The organism is Micromonospora sp. C28SCA-DRY-2 (assembly GCF_030519475.1).
Classification (GTDB): Bacteria; Actinomycetota; Actinomycetes; order Mycobacteriales; family Micromonosporaceae; genus Micromonospora.
On sequence record NZ_JAUMKD010000002.1, the window covers coordinates 218,547 to 234,318 of the forward strand.

13 protein-coding genes are annotated in these 15,772 nt (G+C 75.0%); all 13 read right to left on the reverse strand.

The annotated features are described in order from the left end of the window. Positions 1-3 precede the first annotated feature (3 nt). Complete coding sequence (locus tag Q3W71_RS09420; RefSeq protein WP_302918936.1) at positions 4-1,071, reverse strand: polyprenyl synthetase family protein; 1,068 nt, start codon at positions 1,069-1,071, stop codon at positions 4-6. Next, entirely contained in the window at positions 1,068-2,525 is a 1,458-nt protein-coding gene (locus tag Q3W71_RS09425; protein ID WP_302918937.1) for an alkaline phosphatase family protein, read from the reverse strand. The genes Q3W71_RS09420 and Q3W71_RS09425 overlap by 4 nt, the downstream gene beginning before the upstream one ends. Positions 2,526-2,601: 76 nt before the next feature. Next, a complete protein-coding gene (gene eboE / locus Q3W71_RS09430; RefSeq protein WP_302918938.1) occupies positions 2,602-3,810 on the reverse strand; it encodes a metabolite traffic protein EboE in 1,209 nt (402 codons plus the stop codon). Continuing rightward, the gene (locus Q3W71_RS09435) at positions 3,810-4,676 is read right to left on the reverse strand and encodes a TatD family hydrolase (RefSeq protein ID WP_302918939.1); all 867 of its coding nucleotides are present in this window, start codon (positions 4,674-4,676) and stop codon (positions 3,810-3,812) included. The genes eboE and Q3W71_RS09435 overlap by 1 nt, the downstream gene beginning before the upstream one ends. After that, positions 4,676-5,296 carry an EboA domain-containing protein gene (locus Q3W71_RS09440; RefSeq protein WP_302918940.1) on the reverse strand — a complete coding sequence of 207 codons (621 nt, stop codon included), beginning with the start codon at positions 5,294-5,296 and terminating at the stop codon, positions 4,676-4,678. Before Q3W71_RS09440 ends, Q3W71_RS09435 begins: the two co-directional genes overlap by 1 nt. 123 nt (positions 5,297-5,419) lie before the next feature. Beyond that, positions 5,420-6,499 carry a sugar phosphate isomerase/epimerase gene (locus tag Q3W71_RS09445; protein ID WP_302918941.1) on the reverse strand — a complete coding sequence of 360 codons (1,080 nt, stop codon included), beginning with the start codon at positions 6,497-6,499 and terminating at the stop codon, positions 5,420-5,422. Beyond that, positions 6,496-7,401 carry an SCO3242 family prenyltransferase gene (locus tag Q3W71_RS09450; RefSeq protein WP_302918942.1) on the reverse strand — a complete coding sequence of 302 codons (906 nt, stop codon included), beginning with the start codon at positions 7,399-7,401 and terminating at the stop codon, positions 6,496-6,498. Before Q3W71_RS09450 ends, Q3W71_RS09445 begins: the two co-directional genes overlap by 4 nt. Continuing rightward, a complete protein-coding gene (locus Q3W71_RS09455) occupies positions 7,385-8,545 on the reverse strand; it encodes an inositol-3-phosphate synthase (protein WP_302918943.1) in 1,161 nt (386 codons plus the stop codon). The genes Q3W71_RS09450 and Q3W71_RS09455 overlap by 17 nt, the downstream gene beginning before the upstream one ends. Positions 8,546-9,116: 571 nt before the next feature. Beyond that, entirely contained in the window at positions 9,117-10,361 is a 1,245-nt protein-coding gene (locus Q3W71_RS09460) for a Gfo/Idh/MocA family protein (protein WP_302918944.1), read from the reverse strand. A 20-nt stretch (positions 10,362-10,381) separates the two neighbouring features. Further along, positions 10,382-11,437: a substrate-binding domain-containing protein gene (locus Q3W71_RS09465; RefSeq protein ID WP_302918945.1), complete on the reverse strand. Its 1,056-nt coding sequence runs from the start codon at positions 11,435-11,437 to the stop codon at positions 10,382-10,384. Between the two features lie 120 nt (positions 11,438-11,557). After that, positions 11,558-12,679, reverse strand: a complete 1,122-nt coding sequence (locus Q3W71_RS09470) for an ABC transporter permease (RefSeq protein ID WP_302918946.1) — start codon at positions 12,677-12,679, stop codon at positions 11,558-11,560. After that, positions 12,676-14,238, reverse strand: a complete 1,563-nt coding sequence (locus Q3W71_RS09475; RefSeq protein ID WP_302918947.1) for a sugar ABC transporter ATP-binding protein — start codon at positions 14,236-14,238, stop codon at positions 12,676-12,678. Before Q3W71_RS09475 ends, Q3W71_RS09470 begins: the two co-directional genes overlap by 4 nt. A 91-nt stretch (positions 14,239-14,329) precedes the next feature. Beyond that, positions 14,330-15,508 carry an ROK family protein gene (locus Q3W71_RS09480; RefSeq protein WP_302918948.1) on the reverse strand — a complete coding sequence of 393 codons (1,179 nt, stop codon included), beginning with the start codon at positions 15,506-15,508 and terminating at the stop codon, positions 14,330-14,332. Positions 15,509-15,772: the final 264 nt, after the last annotated feature.

Sequence of the window (15,772 nt, forward strand, 5' to 3'; positions counted from 1 at the left end):
GGCTCAGAGCCGGCGGTCGACCACCTGGCCGGCCAGGCCGATCAGCGCCGCCCGGGTCTCCTCGCCCAGCGGCGCGTGCGCCAGCGCGGTCAGCGCGGCCTCGGCGCGGACCCGGATCATCTGCTCGATCCGCTCCCGGGCGCCGGTGCGCTCGATGATGTCGCGCAGCTCGGCCGCGCCGTCGGCGTCCAGTGCCGGGTTACCGAACAGCTCCCGCAGCCGCGCCGTCTGCGCCCGGTCGGCGGCGCTGCGGGCCAGCGCCATCATCACCGTGGGCTTGCCCTCGCGCAGGTCGTCCAGGACCGACTTGCCGGTCACCGCCGGGTCGCCGAAGACCCCGAGCACGTCGTCGCGGAGCTGGAACGCGTCGCCGAGCGGGTCGCCGAACTCGGCCAGCGCGGCGAGCAGGTCCGGCCCGCCCCCGGCCAGCGCCGCGCCGATCTGCAACGGCCGGGTGACCGTGTAGCGGGCCGCCTTCATCCGGATCACGGTCAGCGCGCTGGCCACCGAACCGTCGCCGACCCCGGAGACCAGGTCGAGGTACTCGCCGGCGATCACCTCGGTGCGCATCAGCGCGAAGACCGCGTACCCCCGGTGCACCTGCTCGGTGCTCAGCCCGCACTCGTGGAACATCTGGTCGGACCAGGCCGCGCAGAGGTCGCCGCAGAGCAGCGCCGTGTTGCGCCCGTACGCCTCCGGGTCGCCGCGCCAGGCCGAGCGGGCGTGCAGGTCGGCGAAGAGCCGGTGCACCGACGGCTCGCCCCGGCGCCGGTCGCTGCCGTCGAGGATGTCGTCGTGGATCAGCGCGAAGGCGTGGAACAGCTCCAGCGCGGCGGCCGCTACCACGATCGGGGTGCCGTCCGCGCCCCCGGCGCCGCGCCAGCCCCAGTAGCAGAAGAGCGGGCGCAGCCGTTTCCCGCCGGCCAGCACGAAGCGGTGCAGCGCGGTGAAGACACCCCGGGGCGCGCCGTCCGGCCACTCCGGGCCCTGCCGGTCGAGGAACGCGGCCAGCTCGGCGTCGAACCGGGCCCGCAGCCCGCTCGCGTCGGTCGGCGCCACGGTCACCGTCACGGCGCCTCCCCGGTCGGCCCGCCGGCCGGTGGACGCCGCCGGCCGGCCGGGACGCGGTCGCCCTGCGGGCCGGGTGGCAGCCCGGCCAGCTCCAGCAGCAGCGCCTTGACCTCGGTGGCGGCGATCCGGTCCCGGGCCGCCGCCGGGTCGGAGCAGAGCAGCACCGGCCCGTCGGCCGGGTCGGCCGGCAGCCGCCCGTGCGAGCCGCGGACCGCCCGCGCGCCCGCGTCGAGCCCGACCACGCTCATCAGGTAGCGCATGCCGAGCTTCTTGCGGGCCAGCGCGACCGCTGCCCGCCGCTTCGCCGCCCCCGGCGCGGCCGGGTCGAAGAAGAGCTCGGCCGGGTCGTAGCCCGGCTTCCGGTGGATCTCCACCAGCCGGGCGAAGTCGGGCGCCCGCGCGTCGTCGAGCCAGTAGTAGTACGTGAACCAGGCGTCCGCCTCGGCCACCAGCACCAGCTCACCGGCGCGCGGGTGGTCCAGCCCGTGCGCCGCCTTGCCGTCGGCGTCGAGCACCTCGGCCACCCCGGGCAGCCCGGCGCAGAGCTTCGCCACCGCCGGCACGTCGGCCGGGTCCCGGACGTAGACGTGCGCGACCTGGTGGTCGGCGACCGCGAACGCCCGCGAGGTCCACGGGTCGAGGTACTCCATGCCGGCCTGGGTGTGCACCCGGAGCAGCCCCTCGGCGCGCAGCAGCCGGTTGACGTCGACCGGGCGGGACACGTCGGTGATGCCGTACTCGGAGAGCACCACCACCGTCGCGTCCCGGGCCGCGGCGGCGTCCAGCAGCGGCCCGAGCACCCCGTCCAGTTCGGCCGCGGCGGCCGCCGCCCGGGGCGACGAGGCGCCGAAGCGTTGCAGGTCGTAGTCGAGGTGCGGGACGTAGACCAGGGTGAGGTCCGGGGCCTGGTCGGCGAGGATCTGCTCGGCCGCCCGGCAGATCCAGGTCGAGGAGGCGATGCCGGCGCCCGGACCCCAGTAGGTGAAGAGCGGGAAGGTGCCCAGCCGGCCGGTCAGCGCGTCGTGCAGCTCGGGCGGGTGGGTGTAGCAGTCCGGTTCCTTGCGCCCGTCGGCGTGGTAGACCGGCCGCGGCGTGACCGTCCAGTCCACGTCCGCGCCCATCGCGTACCACCAGCAGACGTTGGCCACCGTGTAGCCGGGCTCGGCCCGGCGGGCCGCCTGCCAGAGCTTCTCGCCGCCGACCAGCGCGTTGTGCTGCCGCCAGAGCAGCACCTCGCCCAGTTCCCGGAAGTACCAGCCGTTGCCGACGATGCCGTGCCCGGCCGGCAGCGCCCCGGTGAGGAAGGTCGACTGCACCGAGCAGGTCACCGCGGGTAGCACCGTGCCCAGCTCGGCCCGGAAACCGGCGTCGGCGACCGCGCGCAGCCGCGGCATGTGCGCCAGCAGCCGCGGGGTCAGCCCGACCACGTCCAGCACCACCAGCCGCCTGCTCATGCCGCCACCTCGCTCCGCTCGGCGCCGCCACGAGGCACCGCGGCGCTGTGTCGATGATCCGCTCGCCACGGCTCGCTCATGCCGCCACCTCGCTCCGCTCGGCGCCGGCCCGCGTCGGGTCGGCCGGCGCGAGGCCGAGCGCGGCCAGCTCGTCGCGGGCGAAGGCCAGCTCGGCGGCGATCCCGGCGGCCAGCTCCGCGTCGGTGCGCGGCCGGCGCGCCTCCGGCAGCACCCCCCAGGTGTACGTCTCGACGTCCAGGTGGTCGCAGCCGGCCTCCGGGCCGGTGTAGAGCGCGGCCAGCGCGGCGCGCAGCACCGGCAGGGTGGCGCCCAGCGGCTCCTCGGGCGGGGCGTGCAGCGGCACGTGGTAGTGCACCCGCCAGGGCCCGGGCAGCCGGGCGTCCAGCGCGGCGTCCAGGTCGTCCGCCGCGCACGCCGGGTCGGCCGGGTCGGCCGCGCCCGCGCAGCCGGCGGCCCGGGTCTGGTGCAGGAAGCGCGGCTCCACCCACCGGCGCAGCGCCTCCGTCGCCGCGGCCGGCGCCTCGATCGCCGCGGAGACCTGCACCTTCACCACCGGCAGCCCGGCGGCGCGCAGCCGGGCCAGTGCCTCGGCCGGCTCCTCCCAGGCGCACGCCAGGTGCGCCAGGTCCAGGCAGACGCCGAGCCGCTCGGTGTCCATACCGGACAGTACCCCGGCCGCCTGTGCGCTGCTCTCCACCAGACAGCCGGGCTCCGGCTCGAAGCCGACCCGGACCGGCCGGCCGGTGTCCCGCTCGACGGCGGCGAGCCCGGCCGCGAGCTGGTCCAGCCGGCGGCGGGCGGCGTCCGCCCGGCTGGCGTCCCAGGGGTGCCGCCAGGCCAGCGGGAGGGTGGAGACCGAGCCGCGGGCCGCGTCCTCGGGCAGCAGGTCGGCCAGCACCCGGGCCAGGTCGAGGGTGTAGCGCAGCCGCCGTTCGGTGGTCCAGTCCGGGTGGTAGACCTCGCCCTTGACCACCGGGGCCTGGAAGGCCGCGTACGGGAAGCCGTTGAGGGTGACCACCTCCAGGCCCCGCGCGGCCAGTTCGGCGCGCAGCCGGCGGCGGGCCGCGGGGTCGGCGGCCAGCTCGGCGGCGACCGGGGCGGCCAGCCACAGCCCCAGGCCGAGCAGGTCGGCGTCGAGGTGCCGGCGCACCGGCAGGGCGTAGCTGTCCAGTTGGGCGAGGACGCCGGCGAGGTCCTCGGCGGGGTGCACGTTGGTGCAGTAGCCGAGGTGGACGGTGCTGCCGCCGGCGTGCCGCAGCCGCATCAGCTCCCCCCGCGCAGGATCGAGTTGCCGGCGTACGTGCCGGCGGGCGGGTCGACGTCGGCCAGGTCGAGGTCGGTCAGGTCGAGCCGGCCGGACTGGCCGTAGAACTCGACCGGGTTGCGCCACAGCACCTGGTCGACGTCGTCGGCGGTGAACCCGGCGAGCAGCATCGCCTCGCCCGTGGCGCGGGTCAGTAGCGGGTCCGAGCGCCCCCAGTCGGCCGCCGAGTTGACCAGCATCCGCTCCGTCCCGTACGCCCGCAGCAGCTCCACCATCCGCGGCGGCGACATCTTGGTGTCCGGGTAGATGGAGAAGCCGAGCCAGCAGCCGGTGTCCCGGACCAGCTTGACGGTCACCTCGTTGAGGTGGTCGAGCACCACCCGGCCCGGCTCGATGCCGCTCTCCCGGACCACCGCGAGGCTGCGCTCCACGCCCCGGGCCTTGTCCCGGTGCGGGGTGTGCACCAGCGCCGGCAGGTCGTGCGCGACGGCGAGGGCGAGCTGGGCGGCGAACGCCGCGTCCTCCTCCGGGGTCATCGAGTCGTAGCCGATCTCGCCGACCGCCACCACGCCGTCCTTCTCCAGGTAGCGGGGCAGCAGGTCGAGCACCGGGCGGCAGCGCGGGTCGTTGGCCTCCTTCGGGTTGAGCGCGATGGTGGCGTGGTGCCGGACGCCGAACTGCCCCGCCCGGAACGGCTCCCAGCCGATCAGCGAGTCGAAGTAGTCGGCGAACGAGTCGGCGCTGGTGCGGGGCTGGCCCAGCCAGAACGCCGGCTCCACCACCGCGCGTACCCCGGCCGCGGCCATCCGTTCGTAGTCGTCGGTGGTACGCGAGGTCATGTGGATGTGCGGGTCGAAGATGCGCATCACGCCTCCCTGGCGGTGGGCCGGCCGGAGCCGGCGGTGAGCCGGTCGAGCAGGTCGGTGGCGTCGGCCGGCATGCTCCGGCCGGCGGCGTGCCGTTCGGCCGCCAGCGCGGCCAGCATCGCGGCCAGCTCGGCGTCGGCGCGCGTGTCGAGGTCGGCCACCGCGGCCAGCGGCACCCCGGTGAAGACGCACTTGAGCACCGCCTGCCGCCAGGCCGCCGGGTCCAGGTGCCGGGCGTACGGGCCGAGGGCGGCGGCGACCAGGCGGGTGTCGTTGGTGCGGATCGCGTCGTGCAGCAGCGGCACCCCGGCCGCGCCGATCGGCAGCAGCGGCAGAGCCTTCAGCACGGCCCGCTTCTCGGCGGCGTCGCCGTGCCGGTAGAGGGCCTCGGCGCGCTCGGCGTGCCGGGTGGGCAGGCTGGTCAGCAGCAACACCCGGGCCGCCTCGTCGGCGGTCCAGCCGGGCAGTCCGGCCAGCTCGTGCCGGCCGCAGCGCCGGCCGGCGGCCGGGAACGAGCGGGCGATGCTGTCCGGTTCGGCGGCCACCCGGCGCAGGGCCTCGGCCAGCCAGTCGGGATCGGACACCTCCCGCAGCGCGGCCCGCAGCTGATCGGCTGTCATCGTGCCTCCCCTCGGCGCCGCCTCCCGACCGGGAGCCGGCGCGGTCTAGTGGCGCCCGGGGGCGGCCTGGCCGCCCCGCCACCGGCACCGGCCGGTGGGCACCCTCGGCCCCTCGTTCCGCACCTACATACGCACCGCGGCCTTCCGGTCCGGGCTGTCGGTGGGTGCGGAGCGGGGGGCCGCGGCGCGCGCCGGCCGCGCGGACGCCTCGGCGCGACCGGGCGCCTCGCCACGCGCGGACGCCTCGGCACGCGCGGGCGCCTCGGCGCGGGTGGACGCCTCGGCACGGGCGGGCGCCCCGGCACGAGCGGGCGCCCCGGCACGAGCGGGCGCCTCGGCGCGGGTGGCGGCGGCGCGCAGGAAGTCGATCGAGCGGGCGGCGACGGCCGGTGCGGCGTGCGAGTGCCGGGGCAGTTCGACGGCGACCAGGCCGCGGTAGCCGGCGTCGGCGAGGGCGCCCAGCACCGACGGGAAGTCGATCTCGCCGGTGCCGAACTCCAGGTGCTCGTGCACCCCCCGGCGCATGTCGTCGATCTGGACGTTGACCAGGTACTCGGCCACGTCGAGCACGCAGTCCGGCACCGGCCGCGGCTCCAGGCAGCGGCAGTGCCCGATGTCCAGGGTGATGCCGAAGACGCCCGGGTCGCCGAGCGCGGCGCGCAGCCGCCGCCAACCGGCGATGTCCTCGACCAGCATGCCCGGCTCGGGCTCGAAGCCGAGCGGCACTCCGGCCGCGTCGGCGGCGTCCACCACCGTCGCGCAGCCGGCGACCAACCGGTCCCAGGCGGCGGCCGGGGCGACCGGCTCGGGGCGTACGCCGGCCCAGAACGAGACCGCCTCGGCGCCCAGGTCGGCGCCGATCCGGACGGCGCGGCGGAGGAACTCCACCCGCCGCGTCGGGTCGTCGTGCAGCAGCGTCGGCGCGTGCTTGTGCCACGGGTCGAGCAGGTAACGCGCCCCGGTCTCGATCACCACGGCGAGGCCGAGATCGGCCAGCCGGCGCCGGACGGCGGCCACCCGACGGGCCAGCGCGGGCGCGAACGGGTCGAGGTGGTCGTGGTCCAGGGTGAGCGCGACGCCGGTGTAGCCGAGGTCGGCGATCACCGCGAGCGCGTCGTCCAGCCGGTGGTTGGCGAAGCCGTTGGTGCCGTAGCCGAACCGCAGGTCGGTGGGGCGCGGCAGCGGGTCGGGGCGGGTGGTCATGTCGGGGAGACCTTCCGGGCCAGCCGGCGGCCCAGCGGCACGGCCGCCGCCACGGCCAGCCCGAGCAGACCCGCGCCGGAGCGCGCGGTGAGCGCGCCCTGCAACGCGGGCAGCCCGGTGATCCCGGCGCCCACCGCGGCGCGTACCCGCCCGGCCGAGGGCTCGGCGACCACCCGCGCCTGCGCCCCGCCGTAGCGGGCGGCGTACCAGCCGGCGAGCACCGCCGGCAGGGCCGCCGCGACCCGGACCAGCCGGACCCGGTGCCGCGCCGGGTCGCCGGCGCGGCGGGTGCGGGCGGCCGGCGGCGCCGCGGCGGCGGCCGCGACCAGGGCGGTGCCGGCCAGGGTGCGCAGCGGCAGGCCGGCCTCGGCGCCGCTGACCTCGCGGCGGGACAGCGCGGTGACCGTCCAGGTGTGCGCGGCCACGGTGACCGCCGCCGGCACCGCCCGGCGCAGCCGGCCGCCGGACGCGCCGAGCAGCACGTCCAGCCCCCGGCAGGCGGCCATCACGGCCGGCCCGGCGGCGGTGTTCTTGGCCGCCAGGTCGTACCCCCAGACGGTGGCCGCGAGCGGCAGCGCGACCGCGGCGGCCCGCCTTCCGCCGGCGGCGGTGGCCAGCGCGAGCCCGGCGGCGGTGAGCCCGGCGGCGAGGCCGAACGCGACGGGCGGGCTGACCCGGCCGCTGGGGATCGGCCGCTCCGGCCGCTCGACGGCGTCCAGCCGCCGGTCGGCCCAGTCGTTGGCGGCCATGCCGGCCCAGTAGAGCAGCACCGAGGCGCCGGCCAGCGCGGGGGTACGCGGGCCCAGCGTGCCGGCCGCCGCGGCGCCGGCGAACACGTCCCCGGGAACGGAGAGCGCGGCCGGTGCGCGGACCAGCTCGGCCAAATCAGCCGGGCTGGGCATCGCTGCCTCCGGCGTGCAGCCGGCGGGTGAACTCGCACAGCCGGGTCCACTGCTCGGCCAGCGCGTGGGTGGGCGCGGCGAGCGGGTCCTTGAAGAAGAAGGCGAGTTCGGCCAGCGGCCCGCGGTGCCCGGCGGCGTGCGCGGCGGCGGTGAGCCGGGCCAGGTCGAGCACCAGCGGCGCGGCCAGCGCGGAGTCGCAGCCGTGCCAGGTGAACTCCAGCCGCATCCCGGTGCCCAGGAAACCGGCGAAGGTGACCAGGTCCCACGCGGTCTTGAAGTCGCCGAGGTCCTCGACGTAGTCGATCCGGGTGCCGCCCTGCGGCTGGTAGCCGAGGGTCTCGCCGAGCACCCGCTGCTTGCTCTCCACCTTGGCCGCGTTGGCGGCCGGGTCGGCCAGCGTGGCGCCGTCGCCGCCGCCGAGCAGGTTCACCCCGGACCAGGAGCGCACCGCCAGGTGCCGCATCGCGAACATCGGCGCGAGCACCGACTTGACCAGGGTCTCCCCGGTCTTGCCGTCGTGCCCGGCGTACGGCAGGCCGCGCTCGTCGGCCAGCGCGCGCAGCGCGGGCAGGCGCAGCCCGGTGGACGGGGTGAAGTCGACGTACGGGCAGCCGGCCGTCACCGCCGCGTACGCGTAGAGCGAGCTGGCCGGCAGCACCTCCTCGGCGCCGGCGAGCGCGGCCCGCAGCGCGGCCGGGTCGGCGTGCGCCGGATGCGGCCGGGCGACCGGTTCGGTGGCCGAGACGTTGACCACCACCACCCGGTCCAGCTCGTGCCGGCGGCGGAAGTCGTCGAGGTCGCGGGCGGTGGCGGCGGCCCGGTCGGCCTGGCTGCCGCCGGCCGGCGCGGGGCGCAGTTCCCGCTCGACCGCGGCGAGTTCGTCGGCCAGCGCGGCGACCAGCCGCCCGGGCAGCACCCCGGCGGCGGCGAGCGCCTCGGCCCGCTTGACCAGCGGGGTGGCGACCACGTCGTGGCCGCCGAAGACCAGATCGGCGAAGGACGGCAGGGCGGGGCCGCGCAGTTCGGCCAGCTCGGTGACGCAGCCGGTGGGGCCGGCCAGCCCCGCCCGCAGGGCGAGCGCTCCCACGATGCTGGTGGTCGCGACCGAACCGCGCGCCCCCACCAGCCAGACACCCGTACGCATGGTGCTCCTTCCCAGATCAGGAGGAACCGGCCGGAAATAGAATTATATACATATTTCTTTGTAGCGGGGAAGATCTTCCGGCGGAGCGGATGGCCCCGTCCGGCCGTCCACCTCGGGTGGAGCTGACCGGCCGGCGTCGAAGTCGGCGGCAACGGCGCCGGACCGGTTCCCGGTGCGGGCCGGACGGACGGGGCTGGTAGGCAGGGTCGGTCGGCGTCTCGACCCTGCCTCCCCCGCATCCGGCCGGTCGGAGCGACGGCACGCCCCGGCCGGACGTCTCAGCCGTTCGCCGGAACGGTCGATGCCCGGGGCGCGGAGCACCCACGGGAGTGAGAGCGGTGGACGGTGTCGACGCGAGCGGTGGGGAGTGCCATCTGGTCCTCCGGATCGCCGGGGTGGTGGCGGCCCTCCGGTGCGGCCGGGGAATCCCGGTCCGGCCGCACCGGACGACCGTCCTGCTCGTGCGCCACCGGGCCGTAGGGCCCGGCTGCACGTCCTCCGGAACCGGCCTCGCCCCGGCCGCGGGGCGCAAACCGCGGCCGGGCCCTCGCCGGTCGGTCCCGGAGGTGCCTCAGGCGGCCACCGGGGCCAGCGCCGGCTCCACCTCGGTCCACGAGGAACCGAGCTCCGCCGACCGGGTCACCGCGTCCAGCACCAGCTGGACCTGCAACGCGTCGGCGAAGGAGGGGGCCGGGTCGACGCCGGTGGCGATCGCCTCGATGAAGTCCCGCATCTGGTGGGTGAACGAGTGCTCGTAGCCGATGATGTGGCCGGGCGGCCACCACGCCGACATGTACGGGTGCTCCCCCTCGGTCACCAGGATGCGGCTGAAGCCCTGCTCGGCGGTGGGTCGGGTGGCGTCGTAGAACTCCAGTTCGTTGAGGCGTTCCAGGTCGAAGACAACGGTCCCGAGGGAGCCGTTGATCTCCACCCGGAGGGCGTTCTTGCGGCCGGTGGCGAACCGGCTCGCCTCGTACGTGGCCAGCGCGCCGCCGTCGAGCCGGGCCACGAAGACCGCGGCGTCGTCGACGGTGACCGGCCCCGTGGCCGGCCCGTGCCCGTCGACGGAGCCGTGCCCGTCGACCGGGCCCGCCCCGTCCACGCTGGCCGCCAGCCCGCTCGACTCGGCGGGCAGCGGCCGCTCCTTGACGAACGTCTCGGTCACCGCGCTGACCCCGGTGATCCGCTGCCCGGTGACGAACTGGGTCAGGTCGATGATGTGCGCGCCGATGTCGCCGAGCGCGCCGGAGCCCGCCCTGTCCTTCTGCAACCGCCAGACCAGCGGGAACTGCGGGTCAACGATCCAGTCCTGCAGGTACGTCGCCCGGACGTGCCGGATCACTCCGAGCCGTCCGTCGGCGACCAACTGCCGCATCATCGTGACCGCGGGCACCCGGCGGTAGTTGAACCCGCACATCGACCGCACCCCGGCGGCCTGGGCGGTGGCCGCCGCGGCGGCCATCGCCCGGGCCTCGGAGACCGTGTTGGCCAGCGGCTTCTCGCACAGCACGTGCTTGCCGGCGGCCAACGCGGCGAGTGCGATCTCGGCATGGCTGTCGCCCGGCGTGCAGACGTCCACCACGTCGATGTCGTCCCGGCTGACCAGGTCACGCCAGTCCGTGGTGTACGCCTCCCAGCCGAGCCGGTCGGCGGCGTCGGCCACCTTCCCGGCGTCCCGGCCGCAGATCAACGCCATCCGGGCCCGCGCCGGCAGGTCGTACACCCGGTTCACGGTGCGCCACGCCTGCGAGTGCGCGGCGCCCATGAACGCGTAGCCGACCATGCCGACCCGCAGTTGCTTGTCTGTCGTGGACAAGGTGGGTCTCCCCCCGTGTGTCAGAACCCGAGCTTGAGGTAGTTGCTCGCGTTCTCCTTGGTGATCGTCTCGGAGGCGAGGATGATTTCCTTGGGCACCTGGAGCTCCACCAGGTCGGACATGCCCCGGCCCTGGCCGATCAGCCGCGCCAGCGAGATCGCCGACGAGGCCATCGACGGGCTGTAGGTGACCGTCGCCTTGAGCGGCGTGTTGTCCGCCTGGATGTCCTCCATCGCCTTCTTCGAGCCGGCGCCGCCGACCATGAAGAACTCCTTGCGGTTGGCCTGGTTGATCGCGGCCAGCACGCCGATGCCCTGGTCGTCGTCGTGGTTCCAGAGCGCGTCCATCTTCGGCAGGGCCTGGAGCAGCTGGGCGGCCTCCCGCTGGCCCGAGTCGGCGGTGAACTCCGCCGCCCGCCGGTTGGCGATCCGGAAGCCGGCCGCGGTGAGCGTGTCGGCGAAGCCCTTCGACCGCTCCTGGGTCAGCTCCAGCGAGTCGATGCCGGCGATCTCGCCGATCACCGGGTTGGTCAGGTTCTTCGCCTTGAACTGCGCGATCATGTAGGTGGCGGCGGCCACCCCCATGCCGTAGTTGTCGCCCTTGATCTGCAACCGGTAGGCCCGCGCGTCCGGGAAGGCCCGGTCCAGGTTGACCACCGGGATGCCGGCGTTCATCGCCTCCAGGCCGAACGCGTTGAGCTCCTTGCCGTCGTGTGGCAGCAGCACGATCACGTCCGGCTTCTGCGAGATCAGGGTGGACAGCGCCGCCCGCTGGGCCGCCGCGTCCGCGCCGGCCTCGACCGTCTTGAACTCCACGTCGGAGTACGTCCCGGCCTGCGCCTTGGCGTTGTTGGTGATGGCGGCGATCCAGCCGTGGTCCGCGGCCGGCGCGGAGAACCCGATCGTCACCCGCTTGCCGGGTTCGCTGTTGCCGCCGGGCGCGCCGGCCGCCTTGGTCTGCGCCTCGGTCGGCTGCTCCTCGTTGCTGGTGCACCCGGCGAGAAGTACGCCGGCGCCCACGGCGGCCCCGCCGAAGAGCAGTCGGCGGCGCGACAGGTCGCGACTGTGCTGGGTCATGACGACCTCCTGTGTTCGCGGTGGTGGAGGGAACGGTTCGCGGTGCGGGGGAAAAGGGTGTGCGGGGCCCGGCCACCGTCGCGTGCTCGGGTGGCCCGGGTGGTGCGTGGTCGGATCGGGTCAGGTGGTGGTGAGCCGGTTGCGGCCCAGGAACTGGGTGACGCTGCGGAACTTGACCTGCTGGACCAGGACGGCCGCGACGATGATGCCGCCCTTGACCATGTTCTGGGCCTCGGTGGAGAGACCGTTGATCGCGAAGAGGTTGGTGATGGTGGCGAAGATGACCACCCCGAGCAGGGAGCCGATGATGGTGCCCCGCCCGCCGCTGAGCAGCGTGCCGCCGATGATCGCGGCGGCGATCGCGTCCAGTTCGTAGAGGTTCGCCATCGCCGCCTGGGCCGAGTTGGCCTGGGCGGTGAGCATGATGGCGGCGATGCCGCAGCACAGCCCGGAGAGCGCGTAGAGCAGCACGGTGTGCCGCTTGACGTTGATGCCGGCGAGCCGGGCCGCCTCCGGGTTGCCGCCGACGGCGACCGTGCGCCGGCCGAAGGTGGTGCGGTTGAGCAGCACCCAGCCGGCCGCGACCACCGCGGCGAGGATGTAGACCAGCAGCGGGATGCCGAGCAGGTTGTTGCTGGCCAGGCCGTTGATGAAGGAGTTGTCGGAGACCTGGGTCTGCTTGTCGGAGATCTCGGCGGCGAGGCCGCGGGCGGCCACCAGCATGGCCAGCGTGGCGATGAACGGCACCAGCCGGCCGTACGAGATGAGCAGCCCGTTGACCAGGCCGACCGCGAGCCCGACGGTGAGCGCGCTGAAGATCATGCCGCCGGCGCCGTAGCTCTGGGTGGCCACCGTGGTGCACCAGACCCCGGCCAGCGCGACGATCGCGCCGACCGAGAGGTCGATGCCACCCCCGATGATCACGAAGGTCATCCCGACGGTGACCACGCCGACCACCGAGGCCAGCTTGAGGATGCTGAGCACGTTGTCCCAGACCCAGTCCGGGTTGGAGTAGAGATCGGAGCGGGTGACCGCGCCGATCACGATCAGCACCAGCAGCACCCCGATCAGCGCGAGGTTGCGGCGGGCGCCCTCGCCACCGTCGCCCCGCCACCAGGAGAGCCGCCCGGCGGCCGCCGTCTGCCCGCTGGCCGCGGCGGTCTCCGCCGGGTCCACCGGCGGGGACTGCGCCGGCAGCTGCGCCGCCCGCTCCGCGGTGGGTGTGGAGGGTACATCGCTCATGCCGGTGCGCCTTCCATCAGGGACCCCGCCATGACGAGGTCGAGCACGGTGTTCTCGTCCAGTTCGCCGGCCGGGGCTTCGCGGACGACCCGCCCCTCCCGCATGACCAGCACCCGGTCGGCCAGACCGAGCACCTCGGGCACCTCGCTGGAGACCAGCAGCACCCCGACGCCGCGGGCCGCCAGGGCCCGGATGACCTGGTACAGCTCGGACCGGGCGCCGACGTCCACGCCCCGGGTCGGCTCGTCGAGCAGCAGCAGCCGGGTGTCGCCGAGCAGCCACCGCCCGACCACCACCTTCTGCTGGTTGCCGCCGGAGAGGGTGCGCACCGGCCGGCGGACGTCGCGGGGGCGCAGCTCCAGGCTCTCGGCGATCCGGTCCGCCTCGGCCCGCTCCCGGCCGGTGTCGGTGAAGCCGAACCGCGCGTACCGGCCGAAGGTGGCCAGCGTGACGTTGCGGTAGATCGGCTCGCCGAGCAGCAGGGCCTGGCTCTTGCGCTCCTCCGGGGCCATCCCCATGCCGGCCCGTACCGCCGCGCCGACGCTGCCCGGACGCAGCGTCCGGCCGGCCATGGTGACCGTGCCGGCCTCGGCCCGGCGGGCGCCGTAGATGGTCTCCAGCAGCTCGGAGCGGCCCGAGCCGACCAGCCCGGCGATGCCCACGATCTCCCCGGGCCGGACGCTGAGCGAGACGTCGGCGAACTCCCCCGCCCGGGTCAGCCCGTCCACCCGCAGCAGCTCCTCGCCGCCCGGCTCGGCGGCGGGGCGGTCCGGGAAGACGTACTCGATGGTGCGGCCGGTCATCCGGCTGACCAGGTCGCGGGTCGGGGTGTCCCGGGCCGGCAGGTTCGCCGCGGTGGTCCGGCCGTCCTTGAGTACGGTGACCCGGTCGCCGATCTCCCGGATCTCCTCCAGCCGGTGCGAGATGTAGATGACCGCGATGCCCTGGGCGGTCAGCTCGCGGATGATCCGGAACAGGTTGCCGACCTCGTCGTGCGCGAGCACCGCGCTCGGCTCGTCCATGATGATCAGTCGTGCCTCGTGCGAGAGCGCGCGGGCCATGCTGACCACCTGCTTGCCGGCGGCCGGCAGGGCGCGGACCATCCGACCGGGCGGGATCTCGGCGTGGCCGAGCCGGCCGAGGATCTGCCGGGTGCGCCGGGCCATGTGCCCGCGGCGGACGAAGCCGAACCGGCGCGGCTCGTGGCCGAGGAAGGTGTTCTCCGCGACCGAGAGGTCCTCGACCAGGTCGAGTTCCTGGTAGATGGTGGCGATGCCGGCGCGCATGGCGGCCTGCGGGTTGGCGAAGGTGGCCGGCTCGCCGCGCCACTCGACCAGCCCCGAGTCGGGCCGGTGCACCCCGGCGAGCACCTTGATCAGGGTGGACTTGCCGGCGCCGTTCTGCCCGAGCAGGCAGTGCACCTCGCCGGCCCGCACCTCCAGCTGCACCCCGTCCAGGGCGCGTACGCCCGGGAAGGTCTTGACCACGTCGGTGAGGCGCAGCACCACCTCGCCCGCGACGGCGTCGGCGGGCGCCTCGACCAGCGGAGCATCTGTCACGACGGCCTCCTCGGGTTGCGCGCGCTGCTCGGTCACCGTGCCTTCTCCGTTCGCGACTGTGGGGCTCGCAGAACCGGCTCACTCCTCGCGCTCACGATGCCTCGCCGAAGGCCACGTCGCTGGCGAGGACCGCGGCGCCGGCCACCCCGGCGCGCGGCCCCAGCTCGGACAGGACGACCGGGAGGTTGCCGGTGGCCAGCGGCAGCGACCGGCGGTAGACCACGCTGCGGATCTCGGCGAGCAGGATGTGACCGAGCTGGGCGAGACCGCCGCCGATCACGATCATCGACGGGTTGGTGAAGCTGACCAGCCCGGCCAGCACGCCGCCGACCCGCCGCCCCCCGTCGCGGATGAGTTGGATGCAGGTGACGTCGCCCTCGACGGCGCCCTCGGCGACGTCCAGCGCGGTGACCTCACCCCGGGCGGCCAGCCGCTCGGCCAGCGCGGGCGAGGCGCCGCTGCGCGCCGCGGCGGTCGCGTCCTTGGCCAGCGCGGCGCCGCTGAACAGCGCCTCCAGGCAGCCGACGTTGCCGCAGGAGCACATCGGACCGTGCGAGTCGACCTGGATGTGGCCGATGTCGCCGGCGCAGCCGTCGGTGCCCCGGTAGACCTCGCCGCTGAGGTAGATGCCGCAGCCGATGCCGGTGCCGATCTTGACGAAGAGGAAGTCGTCGACCGAGTGCGCCACCCCGCCGTGCCGCTCCCCGATCGCCATGATGTTGACGTCGTTGTCGACCACGGCCGGGCAGCCGTGCTCGCGGGTGAGCAGCTCCCGCACGGGGAAGCGGTCCCAGCCCGGCATGATCGGCGGGGAGACCGGGACGCCGTCGCGGAAGCTGACCGGGCCGGGGACGCCGATGCCGACCGCGTCGAGGCGCTCGTAGGCGCCGTCCACCCTGGCCTTGTGCAGCAGCTCGTTGACCCGCTGGAGGATCAGCTTCGGCCCGGAGCGGATGTCCGCCGGTTCGGCGTAGGCGGCGACCGGCTCCAGCCGGCCGTTGACCACCTCGACGTCGATCGAGCTGGCGCCCAGGTCGACGGCGGCGAAGCGCAGGTGCGGGCTGAGTTCGACCAGGGTGGAGCGGCGGCCGCCGCGGGAGGCGGCCAACCCCGCCTCGGCCACGTAGCCGAGGGCGACCAGCCGTTCCAGCTCGGCGAGCAGGCGCGGGCGCGGCATCTGCAACCGGTCGGCCAGTTCGGCGCGGGAGACCGCTCCCTCGTCGCGGAGCAACCGCAACAGCCGTACGTGCAACGGGTCCACGGTCCGCACCGGGCTCACCTCTTCAGGGGCTCGTCCACGTCGGCGCAACGCCGAGGTGTTGTGTCCGACACAGTAGGAGCGTTCCGTGCCGCCTGTCCAGAGCTTCGGCCCATCTGACTCCAACTTTTGTCCGTCCGAACAAAAGCTAATAGTGGATCAAGAAAAGAGCCCCGCCCCCGCCTCGCGCGATCTTGCAGTTTGCGCCCCGGCAAAGGCCGCAGGTCAGGACAGAAACCGGGCCGAAAGTGCAAGATCGCGGAGGACCACGCGGAG

What these genes read in the sequence shown, in the direction of transcription:
- Q3W71_RS09470 (WP_302918946.1), bottom strand. Translation starts at nt 12,679, where the DNA reads ATGAGCGATGTACCCTCCACACCCACCGCGGAGCGGGCGGCGCAGCTG.
- Q3W71_RS09465 (WP_302918945.1), bottom strand. Translation starts at nt 11,437, where the DNA reads ATGACCCAGCACAGTCGCGACCTGTCGCGCCGCCGACTGCTCTTCGGC.
- Q3W71_RS09435 (WP_302918939.1), bottom strand. Translation starts at nt 4,676, where the DNA reads ATGCGCATCTTCGACCCGCACATCCACATGACCTCGCGTACCACCGAC.
- Q3W71_RS09450 (WP_302918942.1), bottom strand. Translation starts at nt 7,401, where the DNA reads ATGCCCAGCCCGGCTGATTTGGCCGAGCTGGTCCGCGCACCGGCCGCG.
- Q3W71_RS09455 (WP_302918943.1), bottom strand. Translation starts at nt 8,545, where the DNA reads ATGCGTACGGGTGTCTGGCTGGTGGGGGCGCGCGGTTCGGTCGCGACC.
- Q3W71_RS09425 (WP_302918937.1), bottom strand. Translation starts at nt 2,525, where the DNA reads ATGAGCAGGCGGCTGGTGGTGCTGGACGTGGTCGGGCTGACCCCGCGG.
- eboE (WP_302918938.1), bottom strand. Translation starts at nt 3,810, where the DNA reads ATGCGGCTGCGGCACGCCGGCGGCAGCACCGTCCACCTCGGCTACTGC.
- Q3W71_RS09445 (WP_302918941.1), bottom strand. Translation starts at nt 6,499, where the DNA reads ATGACCACCCGCCCCGACCCGCTGCCGCGCCCCACCGACCTGCGGTTC.
- Q3W71_RS09440 (WP_302918940.1), bottom strand. Translation starts at nt 5,296, where the DNA reads ATGACAGCCGATCAGCTGCGGGCCGCGCTGCGGGAGGTGTCCGATCCC.